The organism is Pseudomonas sp. UBA5706 (genome assembly GCF_002419965.1).
Lineage (GTDB): Bacteria > Pseudomonadota > Gammaproteobacteria > Pseudomonadales > Pseudomonadaceae > Aquipseudomonas.
The window spans coordinates 155,035-169,899 of record NZ_DIHC01000016.1 but is presented as its reverse complement, the minus strand read 5'-3'; the positions used below and the strand labels follow the sequence as shown (position 1 = coordinate 169,899).

The following is a 14,865-nucleotide window of genomic DNA, read 5'->3' as shown; positions in this document are numbered from 1 at the left end:
ATCCTCAGTCGATCAATTGGGCGGTGCGCAGCGCACTCAGGGCTGCCAGCCAGCGTGGGTGCTGACGGTATTCGGTAGTCGCCAATCCCTGGCCGCGCATTCTGCCGATACGCTCATGGGGGCGGATCTTCATCCGCTGCGCGGCACCGAGGGCCAGCTCAGCGGCGGCACGGTCATTACACACCAGCCCCATGTCACAGCCTGCGGTCAACGCTGCTTCGATGCGACTGGCGGCGTCGCCGACCACATGCGCGCCGGCCATGGACAGGTCGTCGCTGAAGATGACGCCATCGAACCCCAGTTCGCCACGCAAGATGTCCTGCAGCCAGCGCCGGGAGAAACCGGCCGGTTGTGGGTCGACCTGCGGGTAGATGACATGAGCAGGCATCACGGCCGCCAGTTGCTGGCTCAGGCGTGCAAAAGGCACCAGATCGTTCGCTCGAATGGTCTCGAGGCTGCGCTCATCGTTGGGAATCGCAACATGGGAGTCCGCCTCGGCCCATCCATGCCCGGGAAAGTGCTTGCCGGTGGCAGCCATGCCCGCATCGTTCATGCCCCGGATAAAAGCGCCGGCGAGTAAGGTCGCTCGTTGCGGGTCGCCCTCGAACGAGCGACTGCCCACGACTGCGCTGCGCTGATAATCGAGATCCAGCACCGGAGCAAAACTCAAATCCAGCCCAACCGCCAGCACCTCCGTCGCCATCAGCCAGCCGCATTGCTCTGCCAGCATTTCGGCGTTCGGGCAGCCCGCGAGTGCCCGCATCGCTGGCAGGCGCACGAACCCCTGGCGCAGCCGTTGAACCCGCCCGCCCTCCTGATCGACTGCCAGCAGCAGATCAGGACGAATCGCGCGAATGGAGGCGCTCAACTCGCGGACTTGCCGAGGGCTTTCAATGTTGCGTGCAAAAATGATCAGGCCGCCCACCTCGGGCTGACGCAGAAACCGACGGTCTTCGGATGTCAGCCAAGTACCGGCGATATCCACCATCAGGGAGCCATGCAGACCAGAACTCATATGAAGATCCTTCAACAACCATTGCCAGTGCGGCATGGTGCGGGATCAAGGGGTGCGATGCAATGCACGGCACCCCCTGGGACGCATGTCAGACTTTGGCAGGGGCAGGCGCAGTGCTTTTGCTGCGAGGCTTGAGCTGGGCGCTGATCATTGCCGGTTCGGTCACGCCGGTTTCGGCACGCATACCGGCCGCCAGAAACGGCACCATCAGACGCATCACCTGCTCGATGGAGGTATTCACGCCGAAATCGGTTTCGGCAATGGCGCGCAATGCCTTGATACCGGACATGCTAAACGCCGCCGCGCCGAGCATGAAATGCACGCGCCAGAAGAGTTCGATGGGGGGTATACGCGGGGCCGCGTCGTTGACCAGCAGCATGTAGCGGCGGAAAACCTTACCGTACATGTCTTCCAGATAACGCCGCAAGTGCCCTTGGCTCTGGCTGAAAGCCAGTCCTAGAAGACGCATGAAGATAGATAGATCATTACCGCTTCGCGGTTGCACGACCAAAGCCTGCTCAACGAGGATTTCCAGCAGCTCTTCCAGTGAAGGCTTGTGCTCGGGCTTTGCTTGTCGACGTTCGAGCTCTTTATCCAGGCTGGCGCAGAACGGTCCCAGGAATCGCGAGAACACAGCCTGGATCAGCGCCTTCTTCGATCCGAAATGGTAATTCACCGCTGCCAGATTAACCGACGCCTTGCTGGTGATCAGCCGCAATGACGTCTCGGCAAATCCCTTTTCCGCGAACAGCTGCTCCGCAGCATCGAGAATTCGTTCAACTGTTTCCGACTGGGCCATGGTTTCTCGCCTGACAAACACTTGTTTGAAACATACGTTTCAGCCAATCGACTGTCAACCCTGGCCGTTCGCTTTCTGAATCAACAGTCGCGCCATTTAATCACAAAAAATGCGGCGCTTTGCCACTGCCCTGCTCGACAGGTTCGATATTTTCCGGCCCCACTCATCAGGCTTGTAAAAAGGATCATTGCCAATACGCGATCACTGTATATAATCCCAGTCACTGTATAAAAAGACAGAGCGATTCACATGATCAAACTGACCTCACGCCAAGCTGAAATCCTGGACTTCATCAAACGCTGTCTGGAAGACAACGGCTACCCGCCGACCCGTGCGGAAATCGCTCAGGAACTGGGGTTCAAATCCCCCAACGCTGCCGAAGAGCACCTTAAAGCGCTGGCCCGTAAGGGGGCGATCGAAATGACCCCAGGTGCCTCTCGCGGTATCCGAATTCCGGGCTTCGAGGCAAAGGCCGAAGAAAACGGCCTGCCAATCATCGGCAGGGTCGCAGCGGGTGCTCCGATCCTGGCACAGCAACACATCGAAGAATCACTGGCCATCAATCCGGCCTTCTTCCATCCAAGTGCCGATTACCTGCTCCGCGTTCACGGCATGAGCATGAAAGATGTCGGCATCCTCGACGGCGACCTATTGGCCGTCCACACCACTCGCGAGGCGCGCAACGGCCAGATTGTCGTGGCCCGTATCGGGGACGAGGTAACCGTAAAGCGCTTCAAGCGCGAAGGCAGCAGGGTCTGGCTGCTGGCCGAGAATCCTGACTTCGCCCCGATTGAAGTGAACCTAAAAGATCAGGACCTCGTCATCGAAGGGCTGAGCGTCGGCGTGATTCGCCGTTAAGGAGAACGATTATGCAGTTCCCACAGACACCGCAACAACATGCACAACTGCCACTGTTCGAAGCATTTATGGCTCCTGTACTGCCAATGCTGGACGTTGCCTTGCTTCAGGTGCCGGGTATCGACGATAGGGTCGAAGCACCCTGGAGCAACGAACCAGAAGTCTTTAGTGAATTGTCATTGCGCGGAGCCGCCGGGAACTGCCTGAATCTGCTTGCCCCCATCCTGCGTGATCTGAGCCAGGACCGGAATGACCGCTGGCTGACGCTCATTGCACCACCCTCCAGCGTCACGCAAGCTTGGCTGCGGGACGCGGGCCTGAACCGGGAACGCATTATCCTGATGCATCCAAGGGGCACGCAGAGTGCATTGGAACTGACTGGCGAAGCACTACGCCTGGGTCGAAGCCATACGGTGGTGAGCTGGATCAACCCGATTTCCGCCAGTGCACGTCAGCAGTTGATCGGCGCAGCACGGACCGGGAATGCGCAGAGCCTTAATATCCGCCTGGGCTGAACAATCAGGCTGCATATAGGTGAACGCCGCAGTGAATTTATTAAAGACTGCGCGGTAGCGCGAATCCTGAGCAGCAAGAAGCCGTGACACACGATGTCGATGCGGCTTGGGCTGACCCTGAACAAAAACAGCGCAGGATCAATGCAGAACCCGCGCGCCCTCGTCTTCCTTGGTCAGTTCGCCCTCAGCCAAGCGACCGGCCATTTGCACACCCACGCTGAGCATCGCTTTGGCGACCTCGACGTGTTGGCCATGTAGAAATGCCTTGGCATCCTCGGAGAAGTTCAAGGTCACCAGTGACCCTTCATCCTCAGCACGGCGCAACTCGATGCGGCCGTCAGGCAATTCGACAATTTCCAGAAAAGAGGTTGGCATCAGGACAGTTCTCCACGAAAGGCGGGCATTGTAGCAGCCCGATGAGTCATGCCCTAGCCCACCTATCACAATGTCTCAACACTCGCTCAGCCCTTCCCGGTAGCGAATTGCCAGGCGCTTGAGCTGTTGCCGCCAGCTTTCCAACTCCTCGCGAGTCAGTTCAAGCGCGACTTCCTCATCAGCGCCCACTGCGATGATTAATGGCTGGGTGACATCACCCTTAGGTTTTTTCGGCGCCTTGGGCGGCTGGAACAGCGCGTTATAGGACGCCAGCAACTGGGCCAGCCAAGTCTCTCGCTGCTGTGCCAACTCCACCAGCTCACCCATTTCGGGTATGGCGATGGCTTGCAGGACTTGAGGGGTCAGCAAATCCTCGGCACGGGCGCTGTTGGCCTGAGGGAGGCGGTAAAAACCGGCGATTTCGTGGCACAAGCCCAGCAACGCTCCGTAAAGATGGAAGATCGCCGACTCTCGCTCTGCCTGTTCAAGCCCTTGAGCGTTCATCGCCCTGCTTTCTTGCGCTTTTGCCATCGCTTCGAGGGCCAGCCCTGCGAAGAAGATCTTCTGATTGGTGCGGGTATAGAGTTCGTGAGCCATGAAGGTGGCCTCCACATCAATGAAATTCAACCAATCTGCCAAGGCAAAAAAATCCCTCGATGCACAGGAATGCCATCGAGGGATTCTTTTAACGCAAAGTGCGAACGCTCGCCAGTCACTTACGACCTGACATCAGGCGATCAACGCTTGTCTTCCACCTTCCAGACGCCACCGTCGTAGAATGCACGCCAGCCGGTAGGCTTGCCGTCCACTTCAGTCTGCACATACTGCTCCTTGGACTTGCGGCTGTAACGAATCACCGCTGGGCGTCCATCCGGGTCTTTCTGCGGTGCTTCGCAGAGGAAGTGGTACTTCGGATCGATCTCTGACTTGTGCGGCACGATTTCCAGCACCAAGGGAGCGCGGGTCTCTCGGTTCTTCGGAAACTGGCTGGCAGCCAGGAACAGACCTGAAGCGCCGTCACGCAGGATATAGGTATCGTCGACCTTGTCGCACTTGAGTTCGGGCATCTTGACCGGGTCCATCTTCGGCGGCGCGGCTTCACCGTTCTTCAACAATTTGCGCGTGTTCTTGCAGTTGGTGCAACCAAAGAACTTGCCGAAACGGCCGGTCTTAAGCTGCATCTCGCCGCCACACTTGTCGCACTCGACGCTTGGACCTTCGTAGCCCTTGATGCGATACGTGCCTTCTTCGATCTCGTAGCCTGCGCAATCCGGGTTGTTACCGCAGATGTGCAGTTTATGCTTCTCGTCGAGCAGATAGGCATCCATCGCCGTGCTGCAGATCGGGCATCGGTGCTTGCCGCGCAACACGCGGGACTCAGACTCACCCTCATCGTCTTCGGCGATTTCGTCGCCCGGGGTCAGGTTGACGGTGGCCTTGCAGCGCTCCTTGGGCGGCAGGCTGTAGCCAGAGCAACCGAGGAACACGCCCGTGGAAGCTGTACGGATCTGCATCGGACGACCGCACACCTTGCAGGGGATGTCGGTCATGACCGGTTCGTTGGCGCGCATTCCGCTGCCAGTGGCTTCGGCCACTTCCAGCTTCTTCTTGAAGTCGCCATAGAACTCGTCCAGCACGTTTTTCCAGTCGCGCTCACCTTGGGCCACGTCGTCAAGGTTCTCCTCCATGCCGGCGGTAAAGCCGTAGTCCATCAGGTTGGAGAAGCTCTCGGACAGACGCTCGGTGACGATGTCACCCATTTTTTCCGAGTAGAAGCGGCGGTTGTGCAACGCCACATAACCACGATCCTGGATAGTCGAGATGATCGCCGCGTAAGTCGATGGACGACCGATGCCGCGCTTCTCCATTTCCTTGACCAGACTCGCCTCCGAATAACGTGCGGGCGGCTTGGTAAAGTGCTGGCTCGGGTCGAGTTTGATCAGCTTCATGCTGTCGCCCTGAGCCATGTCAGGCAGGACGTCGTCATCGCCCGGCTTGCTCATCTGCGGCAACACGCGGGTGTAACCGTCGAACTTGAGGATACGACCCTTTGCTCGCAGTTCGAAGTCGCCCGCCGCCACGCTGACGGTGGTCGAGAGGTATTGTGCAGGCGGCATCTGACAGGCCACGAACTGGCGCCAGATCAGCTCGTACAGACGCTCGGCATCACGCTCCATACCTGACAGCTTGCTCGGGTGAGTGTTGACGTCGGAAGGACGAATCGCTTCGTGCGCCTCTTGCGCGCCTTCCTTGCTGCTATAGACGTTCGGCGAATCAGGCAGATACTTCTTGCCGAACTCGCTTTCGATGTAAGTGCGCGCCATTGCTACCGCGTCCGCCGACAGGTTGGTCGAGTCGGTACGCATGTAGGTGATATAGCCCGCCTCGTACAAGCGCTGAGCCATCATCATGGTTTTCTTCACGCCATAGCCCAGGCGGTTACTTGCGGCCTGTTGCAAAGTGGAAGTGATGAACGGAGCGGACGGCTTGCTGCTGGTCGGCTTGTCTTCGCGCTTGGCGATGCTGTACGACGAAACCTTGAGCTTTTCCAGCGCTGCCATGGCGTGGGCTTCGTTCAACGGCTTGAAGGCTTCTCCCTTCTCTCTGGCCACCTCAAAACGCACATTGGCGCCTTTGGCAGTCCCCAGATCAGCGTGGACTTCCCAATACTCTTCCGGGATGAACGCACGGATCTCGCGCTCACGCTCCACCACCAGCTTCACGGCAACCGATTGCACCCGACCTGCGGACAGGCCACGGGCAATCTTCTGCCACAGCAGCGGCGAGACCATGTAACCCACAACCCGGTCGAGGAAGCGCCGCGCCTGCTGTGCGTTAACACGGTCGATGTCCAGTTCGCCAGGTTTGGAAAAGGCTTCCTGAATCGCCTTCTTGGTGATTTCGTTGAACACCACGCGTTTGTAGCGCTGGTCGTCTCCACCAATGGCCTCGCGCAGGTGCCAGGCAATGGCTTCTCCCTCGCGATCCAAGTCCGTCGCGAGGTAGATGGTGTCGGCATCCTTGGCCAGGCGGCGCAGCTCGTCGATCACCTTTTCCTTGCCGGGAAGGATTTCGTACTTGGCCTTCCAGCCGTGCTCGGGATCGACACCCATGCGCGCCACGAGTTGGCGCTTGGCCTTTTCCTTGGGCGACAGCGCGGGCGCTTCAGACGCAGTCTTGCCACGTTTGGCAGCAGGCTCTTTGGCGGCGCTTGCCGAACCGCTGGTGGGCAGGTCTCGGATATGGCCGATACTCGACTTCACCACGTACTGGCTGCCCAGATACTTGTTGATGGTCTTGGCCTTAGCCGGGGATTCCACAATGACCAGCGATTTGCCCATGGATCGGAAAATTCCTAATGCGAGAAAAATGACGTTGGAGCCGTCGAGGCCCCGCTATATATAGTGGCTATAAGGTGAGGTCAAGCACAGGCTGTTGCAAGGTCTCGCCTCACGGCCTTGAAAAAAGGTCGGTTTCGGCCTGGACCAAAGCAAAGCGCGGCACTTGCTCGCCGTCAACCTCAACTGACTCGGTAAACATGCTCAAAGGACGCACCCACAGGCCGTATTCGCCATACAGAGCCTGATAGAACACCACTTGCTCTTCAGTCTCGGAATGCTTTGCGACACCGAATACACGGTACTCGGGACCTTTGTAATGTCGGTAAAGACCTGGCTTCAACTGCACGCTGCTGACCTCACGGATTGACGCGAAAAATAATGCAAAACCGTTCCCCGAGAAAAGCAAAAGCCGGGGCACCTGGCCCCGGCTTGCACACTCACACCGATTAAACGCGTTCGAACACGGTGGTGATGCCCTGGCCCAGGCCGATGCACATCGTGGCTACACCCAAAGTGCCGCCCTTCTGCTTCATGACATTGAGCAAGGTGCCGGAAATACGCGCTCCCGAGCAACCGAACGGGTGACCCAAAGCGATAGCGCCGCCGTGCAGGTTAACCTTCTCTTCCATCTTGTCGAGCACTTTCAAATCTTTCAGCACGGGCAGCGCCTGTGCAGCGAAGGCTTCATTGAGCTCGAAGTAGTCGATATCAGCAATGCCAAGACCCGCGCGCTTGAGCGCTTTCTGCGTCGCCGGGACAGGGCCATAACCCATGATGGCGGGATCGACACCCGCCACCGCCATGGAACGAATGACGGCCATCGGTTGGATGCCCAGGTCCATCGCGCGCTGACCAGACATCACGATCATGCAGGAAGCACCGTCAGTGATCTGCGACGAAGTGCCAGCTGTCACGGTACCGCCTTTTGGATTAAACGCAGGCTTCAACGCCGCAAGACTTTCCAGCGTGGTTTCTGGACGAATGGTCTCGTCGAAGTCGTACATCTTGAGGAAGCCGTCCTCGTCATACCCCTGCATGGGGATGATCTCGTCCTTGAAATTGCCTTCAACGGTCGCTTGGTGGGCCAAGCGGTGCGAGCGCACACCGAACGCATCCTGCGCTTCCCGAGTAATGCCGTGCATCTTGCCGAGCATCTCGGCGGTCAGCCCCATCATGCCCGAGGCCTTGGCCGCATACAGGGACAAATGCGGATTTGGATCGACGCCGTGCATCATGCCGACATGGCCCATGTGCTCGACACCGCCAATGACGAACACGTCACCGTTATTGCTCATGATCGCCTGCGCAGCGGTATGCAGCGCGCTCATGGACGAACCGCACAGGCGGCTGACCGTCTGCGCAGCGGAGGTGTGCGGGATCTGTGTCATCAGCGACGCCATACGCGCGATGTTCCAGCCCTGCTCCAGGGTTTGGTTGACGCAACCCCAGATGACGTCCTCGACTTCCGCCGGATCGACCTTGCTGTTGCGCTCGAGCAGCTTGCGGATCAGGTGCGCCGACATATCTTCGGCGCGGGTATTGCGGTGCATGCCACCCTTGGAGCGGCCCATCGGAGTACGACCGAAGTCGACAATCACGACGTCTCTCGGATTCAAGCTCATATTCTCACCTGTTCGTTGGGCACTTAGCCGAAGAAGCGCTGGCCGGTCCTGGCCATTTCACGCAGCTTCGCAGTGGGGTGGTACAAAGCGCCCAGATCAGCGTATTTGTCAGCCAGGGCAACGAATTGGGCGACACCGATCGAGTCGATGTAACGCAGTGCACCGCCTCGGAACGGAGGGAAACCGATGCCGTAAATCAGGCCCATGTCGGCTTCGGCTGCGGTGTCGACGATACCGTCTTCCAGGCAGCGTACGGTTTCCAAACACAGCGGGATCATCATCCAATTGATGATGTCTTCATCGCTGACTTCGCGCTGTTCGTAGATGACCGGCTTGAGCACTTGTGCCACAGAAGCGTCGACGACCTTCTTCGGCTTGCCCTTCTTATCGGTCTCGTAGACGTAAAAACCCTTGCCGTTTTTCTGGCCCAGACGATTAGCGTCATACAGCGCATCGACCGCGGAGCGTCGCTCGTCCTTCATGCGATCCGGGAACCCTTCGGCCATCACATCGCGACCGTGGTGGCCGGTGTCGATGCCGACCACGTCCATCAGATAGGCCGGGCCCATCGGCCAGCCAAACTTTTCCATGACCTTATCGATGCGTACGAAATCGACACCGGCGCTGACCAACTTGGCGAAACCGCCGAAGTAGGGGAACAGGATACGGTTGACGAGAAAGCCCGGGCAGTCGTTGACCACGATCGGGTTCTTGCCCATTTTCTTGGCATACGCCACGGTGGTTGCGACCGCGACGTCACTGGACTTTTCGCCACGAATCACTTCCACCAGCGGCATCATGTGCACCGGGTTGAAGAAATGCATGCCGACGAAGTTTTCGGGACGCTTGAGCGCCTTGGCCAGCAGGCTGATGGAGATGGTCGAGGTGTTGGACGCCAGAATCGTGTTCTCGGCCACCTGCCCTTCGACTTCAGAAAGCACGGCTTGCTTGACCTTTGGATTCTCGACCACCGCCTCTACCACGAGGTCTACATGACCGAAATCGCCATAGGACAGAGTCGGGCGAATCGCGTTCAGCGCTTCGGCCATCTTCGCTGCGGTCAGACGCCCTTTCTCGACGCGCTTGCCCAGCAGCTTGGACGCTTCGTTCAGGCCCAGTTCGATGGCTTCTTCGCGAATGTCCTTCATCAGGATCGGCGTGCCTTTGACAGCCGACTGATAAGCGATACCGCCGCCCATGATGCCAGCACCCAGTACCGCAGCCTGTTTCACATCTCTGGCGACTTCGTCGTAGATTCTGGCTTTCTTCTTGAGCTCCTGGTCGTTCAGGAACAGGCCAATCAGACTGTCGGCGGCCGAGGTCTTGGCCATTTTCACGAAGCCGGCGGCTTCCACTTCCAATGCCTTATCGCGTCCGAAGTTCGCGGCTTTCTGAATGGTCTTGATGGCTTCGACCGGCGCCGGATAGTTGGGGCCGGCCTGACCGGCGACGAAACCCTTGGCGGTTTCAAAGGCCATCATCTGCTCGATGGCATTCAGCTTCAGCTTCTCCAGCTTCGGCTGACGCTTAGCCCGGAAATCGAACTCGCCGCAAATGGCACGCTTGATCAGATCGAGTGCAGCATCCTGCAACTTCTCTGGAGCCACGACCGCATCTACCGCGCCCACTTTCAAAGCATCGTCGGCGCCGTTGTCCTTACCCGAAGCGATCCACTCGACCGCGTTGTCAACGCCTACCAACCTCGGCAGGCGTACGGTGCCACCGAAACCAGGGTAGAGGCCCAGCTTGACTTCCGGCAGGCCGATCTTGGCGGTAGCCGACATCACGCGAAAGTCAGCTGCCAGGCACATCTCCAGGCCGCCGCCCAGTGCAATGCCGTTGATCGCAACCAGCGTTGGCACGCTAAGGTCTTCGAAGTCGCTAAAGATTTTGTTCGCTTCAAGGTTACCGGCGACCAGTTCGGCTTCCGGGAGCTTGAAGTTTTCTACGAATTCTGTGATGTCGGCACCGACGATGAAAACGTCCTTGCCACTGCTGACGATGACGCCCTTGATCGAACCATCGGCCTTGATGGCGTCGACGGCCTGGCGCAAGTCGTTGAGGGTGAGGCGGTTGAACTTGTTGACGGACTCACCCTTGAGGTCGAATTTCAATTCGACGATGCCACTTTCAAGAGCCTTAACCGTGATGGCTTTACCTTCGTAAATCATCAACTGATCTCCACGATATGGAAGCTGAACAATACGCGTCAGACGCTGGAATCCGGCGGCAGACATAGACGTCTCCGTCAATGCGAACACCAAACGCCAGGCACCCCGTCGACACGATTCGGGCGTTTGTCGGAGCGTTCCTGTGGCAAACGCTCAATTCATACGCCCGTTTGATTTGGGTGCGCCTACCTTCGGCCATATTCCAGCAATTGTCAATTCGACAGACAGCAGGCAAAACCGGCAAATCGCAGGTAAAAAGATACTTTTTATAAGGGAGTATTCAGAGAATGATGGCGTTAAACGCAGCGGTGAAACGAACGACCAGAGGCCGTCATGATCGGCTGGGAATGGAAAAAATAAACAGGCGCGCCGCAGACAGATGCACCAATAGGGTCTACATTCAGTGCACTGTGCATCAAGACGGGTCGTTTCCGTTAACGCGTGAGATGTGTCTCCAGATTTTTTCCGGCATTGCACCGCGAAGCAGTTCAGATTACGGCCTGCCTGGCCAACCCCGGCCCGATGTTGCTATCGGGCTTTTTAATGCCTGCGATTTGGTGCCCTGGGTACGTGTATCTACGCCAAGGCCTTTAGCACTGCCGCAATGCGCTGCAACACTTGCGCGTCGCCTTTCTCCGCCCAGTACAGGGCGATCAACTGCTTCCCTGCCTCGACCTTATAGACGTCAGGCGGCAGTGTCTGAAACTGGACAAGCAGACGCTGGTCCTCACACGACTCCCGCCACTGATTGACCCAGTTTCCCGATGTCATCTGCCAGTAGGCCCAGGTGTCAGGGTCACGTCTGGACCGTGGCCTATGGTATTGCGCACAGGGGCTCGGCGCGTCGACCGACAGCCAATGTGGCCACTGCTGTGGAATCAGCTGCATTGCCAGCCCCATGCGCCGAGCCTCCATGCGTATGGCCATGCGGCCACTCTGGGTGCGTGACGGCCGCAGCCACACCAAGGGGCTCAAAACGACCGCAAGGATTGACAGCACTATCCACGTCGTCATATCTGTATGCCCCCGCCGCGGCGAGCGGCGAGCAAAATATACTGGCGCGCGCCCTGGCGCGTAAAAAGAGACATAATCCAAACCATCGCAGACCTCAGAAGGAACATCCCATGTCCTATTTACATATTCTGGTAGCCGTGGACCTCACTGAAGAGTGCGATCCGGTCATCAAGAAAGCCATCGGGCTGACGCTTGCCAATGCCCAAGCCAAGCTATCGCTGGTACACATCGTCGAACCGATGGCCATGGCCTTCGGTGGCGACGTGCCGATGGACCTCTCGCAACTGCAGCAACAGCAGTTCGATCAGGCCAAGGAAAAACTCGAAGCACTAAAACTCAAATACCCGGATATCAAAACCGGCGACGCCCACCTGACCTACGGTCAACCTCGGCAGGAAATTCATCAACTGGCCAAGGAACACAGCGTGGACCTTATCGTGGTCGGCAGCCATGGCCGCCACGGGCTATCGCTGCTGCTGGGTTCCACAGCCAACGATGTGCTGCATGGCGCGCCCTGCGACGTGTTGGCAGTGCGACTGGTCAAACGCGCCGAGTAATTACCCGGCAAAAAACAAAAGCCCGACCCCGTGAAGGGAGCCGGGCTTTTTATTGGCCGAGTCAGCGGATCACTCGTCTAGCTCAGCCCAACGCTCGACGAGCACATCCAGCTCTTTATTCAGTTGCTCCAGCGAAGCCAGAACCTTGGCCGTTTCAGCCGCGGGACGCTGGTAGAACGCTGGCCCGGCGATTTCGGCCTCGACCGCAGCGATCTGCTGCTCCTTGGCTTCGATTTCACCCGGCAGCGCTTCCAGTTCGCGTTGCAGCTTGTAGCTGAGCTTCTTCTTGCTCGCGGGGGCCGTATCCTGCACCGGCGTGGGAGCCGCGGCGGGCGTGACGATTGCCGAGTTCAGGTCAGCCTTGCCGGATTTGCTTTCGGTCACGCCCAGCAGGCGCGGCGAACCGCCTTGGCGCAGCCAGTCCTGATACCCACCGACGAATTCACGCACCTTGCCCTCGCCTTCGAACACCAGGGTGCTGGTGACCACATTGTCGAGGAATGCCCGGTCATGGCTGACCATCAGCACGGTGCCCTTGAAGGTCAACAGTACTTCTTCGAGCAATTCAAGGGTTTCCACGTCCAGGTCGTTGGTCGGCTCGTCGAGCACCAGCAGGTTGGCTGGCTTGCTGAACAGCTTGGCCAGCAACAGACGCGCACGCTCACCCCCTGACAGCGCCTTGACCGGCGTCCGCGCACGCTGCGGGCTGAACAGAAAATCGCCCAGGTAGCTCAATACGTGGCGGCTCTGGCCGTCGATGTCGATGAAGTCCCGGCCTTCGGCAACGTTATCGATCACCGTCTTCTCGAGATCGAGCTGGTGACGCAACTGGTCGAAATATGCGACGTCCAACCGCGTGCCCACTTCAACTGAGCCACTGGTGGGCTGAAGGTTGTCGAGCATCAGCTTGAGCAACGTGGTCTTGCCGGTACCGTTGGCACCCAGCAAACCGATGCGGTCTTCGCGCTGCAGGACCATGGAGAAGTCCTTGATCAGCATCGGACCGCCTGGGTGAGCGAAGCTGACGTTGTCCAGCACCATGACCTGCTTGCCGGACTTGTCGGCGGTATCGAGCTGGATATTGGCCTTGCCGGTGCGTTCACGACGTTCGCCGCGCTCGACGCGCAAGGCCTTGAGAGCGCGAACACGGCCTTCGTTACGGGTTCGACGGGCCTTGATGCCCTGACGAATCCAGACTTCTTCCTGAGCCAGACGCTTGTCGAACAGCGCATTGGCCGTTTCTTCGGCGGCGAGCATCGCCTCCTTGTGCACCAGGAAGCTGGCGTAGTCGCCGTTCCAGTCGATCAGGCCGCCACGGTCCAGTTCGAGGATGCGGGTCGCCAAGTTCTGCAGGAAAGACCGGTCGTGGGTAATGAACAGGACAGCGCCCTGGAACTCCTTCAGCGCTTCTTCAAGCCAGGCAATGGCGCCGATGTCCAGGTGGTTGGTCGGTTCGTCGAGCAGCAGCAGGTCAGGCTCGGAAACCAGCGCCTGGGCCAGCAGCACACGGCGACGCCAGCCGCCGGACAGTTCGGCAAGGGTCTTGTCGGCCGGCAGTTGCAGGCGACTGAGGGTGCTGTCGACCAACTGCTGCAAACGCCAGCCGTCACGGGCTTCGAGGTCCGACTGGACATGCATGAGTTTGTCGAGGTCTTCGGCGGTGACGATGTTTTGACTCAGATGGTGGTATTCGGCGAGCAGAGCGCCGACGCCATCCAGGCCTTCGGCGACCACGTCGAATACAGTGCGGCCATCGGCCACGGGCAATTCCTGTGGCAACTCGCCGATCTTTAGACCCGGCGCGCGCCAGACGCTGCCGTCATCAGGCAGTTGGATGCCCCTGACCAGCTTCAGCATGCTGGATTTGCCAGTACCGTTGCGGCCAATGATGCAGACCCGCTCTCCACGGGCGATCTGCCAGGACACCTTGTCCAGCAACGGCATGGCGCCGAACGCAAGGGACACATCGCTGAATTTGAGCAGGGTCATGAGCTTCTCCAAAAACCGGGGGCGCATTCTACCTGAGATACCTGGGCGATGGGGGGGTATTCGATGCCAGGGGCCGGTGCTGGCTTGTGGAGACGCCAAGCCATGGGAAGGAATGTGCCGTGCAGAGGGCGCCGGTTGGGCCAGCCCTGCGGACGTCACCCAGTTACTCCGGCTGTTGATCTTGATGTTTTACGCGATGTTCAGACGACGCAATCGCGACTTGGCTACTGGCCGAGCGCAGGCGATGTTCTGTGGGCCGGGCGAAATGGATGCCGCGGGCGCCGCGCGCTCCCATGGATCGCGGATGGCCCACGGAGCGACGTCGCAGTGACGGGTGTCGCGATGAAGGACGGGCCCAATCACGCGCAGGCACCTTTGAATAGCAAACACCTTGGCTTACTTGGGTGCTTTTCCAAATCACTCGCCGAAGGCGAACAGTTCGGGCGTTAGGAGGACGCCTAACCAACATCAGCAAAAAACCGAGATTCACACCCCCTCCTCTCAAGCAGAAAAACGCTACCCGTTGCGACTGTTTGTTTCCATCCATGACCGCCGACGAGTGAGCGCTTCAACCCGCGCCGGCAACAGGCTAAGCTAGCGACACTTTTC

Annotated in this window: 13 protein-coding genes; 3 read left to right on the top strand and 10 right to left on the bottom strand. The window is 58.7% G+C overall.

The features are described from left to right. Window positions 1-4: 4 nt before the first annotated feature. Together nagZ and B3I26_RS08815 are read right to left on the bottom strand one after the other, a co-directional pair. Window positions 5-1,003, bottom strand: coding sequence for a beta-N-acetylhexosaminidase (nagZ, locus tag B3I26_RS08820; RefSeq protein ID WP_296257474.1), 999 nt, complete (start codon window positions 1,001-1,003; stop codon window positions 5-7). A 100-nt stretch (window positions 1,004-1,103) separates the two neighbouring features. Further along, window positions 1,104-1,814, bottom strand: coding sequence for a TetR/AcrR family transcriptional regulator (locus B3I26_RS08815; RefSeq protein WP_296257099.1), 711 nt, complete (start codon window positions 1,812-1,814; stop codon window positions 1,104-1,106). Between the two features lie 249 nt (window positions 1,815-2,063). Between B3I26_RS08815 and lexA the strand changes: the two genes are divergently transcribed. Further along, entirely contained in the window at window positions 2,064-2,672 is a 609-nt protein-coding gene (gene lexA, locus B3I26_RS08810; RefSeq protein ID WP_296257097.1) for a transcriptional repressor LexA, read from the top strand. A gap of 11 nt (window positions 2,673-2,683) precedes the next feature. Further along, the gene (gene sulA, locus B3I26_RS08805) at window positions 2,684-3,187 is read left to right on the top strand and encodes an SOS-induced cell division inhibitor SulA (RefSeq protein ID WP_296257095.1); all 504 of its coding nucleotides are present in this window, start codon (window positions 2,684-2,686) and stop codon (window positions 3,185-3,187) included. 138 nt (window positions 3,188-3,325) lie between these two features. Here sulA and B3I26_RS08800 read toward each other — a convergent pair whose 3' ends face one another. The 7 genes from B3I26_RS08800 to B3I26_RS08770 all read right to left on the bottom strand — a co-directional run bounded on the left by B3I26_RS08800 (window position 3,326) and on the right by B3I26_RS08770 (window position 11,710). Then, the gene (locus B3I26_RS08800) at window positions 3,326-3,562 is read right to left on the bottom strand and encodes a hypothetical protein (RefSeq protein WP_296257092.1); all 237 of its coding nucleotides are present in this window, start codon (window positions 3,560-3,562) and stop codon (window positions 3,326-3,328) included. A gap of 75 nt (window positions 3,563-3,637) precedes the next feature. Next, window positions 3,638-4,159 carry a DUF6586 family protein gene (locus B3I26_RS08795; protein WP_296257088.1) on the bottom strand — a complete coding sequence of 174 codons (522 nt, stop codon included), beginning with the start codon at window positions 4,157-4,159 and terminating at the stop codon, window positions 3,638-3,640. Between the two features lie 140 nt (window positions 4,160-4,299). Further along, window positions 4,300-6,903 carry a type I DNA topoisomerase gene (gene topA / locus B3I26_RS08790; RefSeq protein ID WP_296257086.1) on the bottom strand — a complete coding sequence of 868 codons (2,604 nt, stop codon included), beginning with the start codon at window positions 6,901-6,903 and terminating at the stop codon, window positions 4,300-4,302. A gap of 109 nt (window positions 6,904-7,012) precedes the next feature. After that, window positions 7,013-7,249, bottom strand: a complete 237-nt coding sequence (locus B3I26_RS08785; RefSeq protein ID WP_296257085.1) for a DUF1653 domain-containing protein — start codon at window positions 7,247-7,249, stop codon at window positions 7,013-7,015. 100 nt (window positions 7,250-7,349) lie between these two features. After that, window positions 7,350-8,525: an acetyl-CoA C-acyltransferase FadA gene (fadA, locus tag B3I26_RS08780; protein WP_296257083.1), complete on the bottom strand. Its 1,176-nt coding sequence runs from the start codon at window positions 8,523-8,525 to the stop codon at window positions 7,350-7,352. 23 nt (window positions 8,526-8,548) lie between these two features. Next, window positions 8,549-10,696 (bottom strand): fatty acid oxidation complex subunit alpha FadB, encoded by a 2,148-nt coding sequence (fadB, locus tag B3I26_RS08775; protein WP_296257472.1) that lies wholly within the window; start codon window positions 10,694-10,696, stop codon window positions 8,549-8,551. A 576-nt stretch (window positions 10,697-11,272) separates the two neighbouring features. Further along, window positions 11,273-11,710 carry a hypothetical protein gene (locus B3I26_RS08770; protein WP_296257081.1) on the bottom strand — a complete coding sequence of 146 codons (438 nt, stop codon included), beginning with the start codon at window positions 11,708-11,710 and terminating at the stop codon, window positions 11,273-11,275. 110 nt (window positions 11,711-11,820) lie between these two features. On the opposite strand from B3I26_RS08770, the gene B3I26_RS08765 reads away from it, so the two are divergent. Beyond that, on the top strand, window positions 11,821-12,267 hold the full coding sequence (locus B3I26_RS08765) for a universal stress protein (RefSeq protein WP_296257079.1): 447 nt from the start codon (window positions 11,821-11,823) through the stop codon (window positions 12,265-12,267). Between the two features lie 69 nt (window positions 12,268-12,336). Here B3I26_RS08765 and B3I26_RS08760 read toward each other — a convergent pair whose 3' ends face one another. Then, window positions 12,337-14,256 (bottom strand): ATP-binding cassette domain-containing protein, encoded by a 1,920-nt coding sequence (locus B3I26_RS08760; RefSeq protein ID WP_296257077.1) that lies wholly within the window; start codon window positions 14,254-14,256, stop codon window positions 12,337-12,339. Window positions 14,257-14,865: the final 609 nt, after the last annotated feature.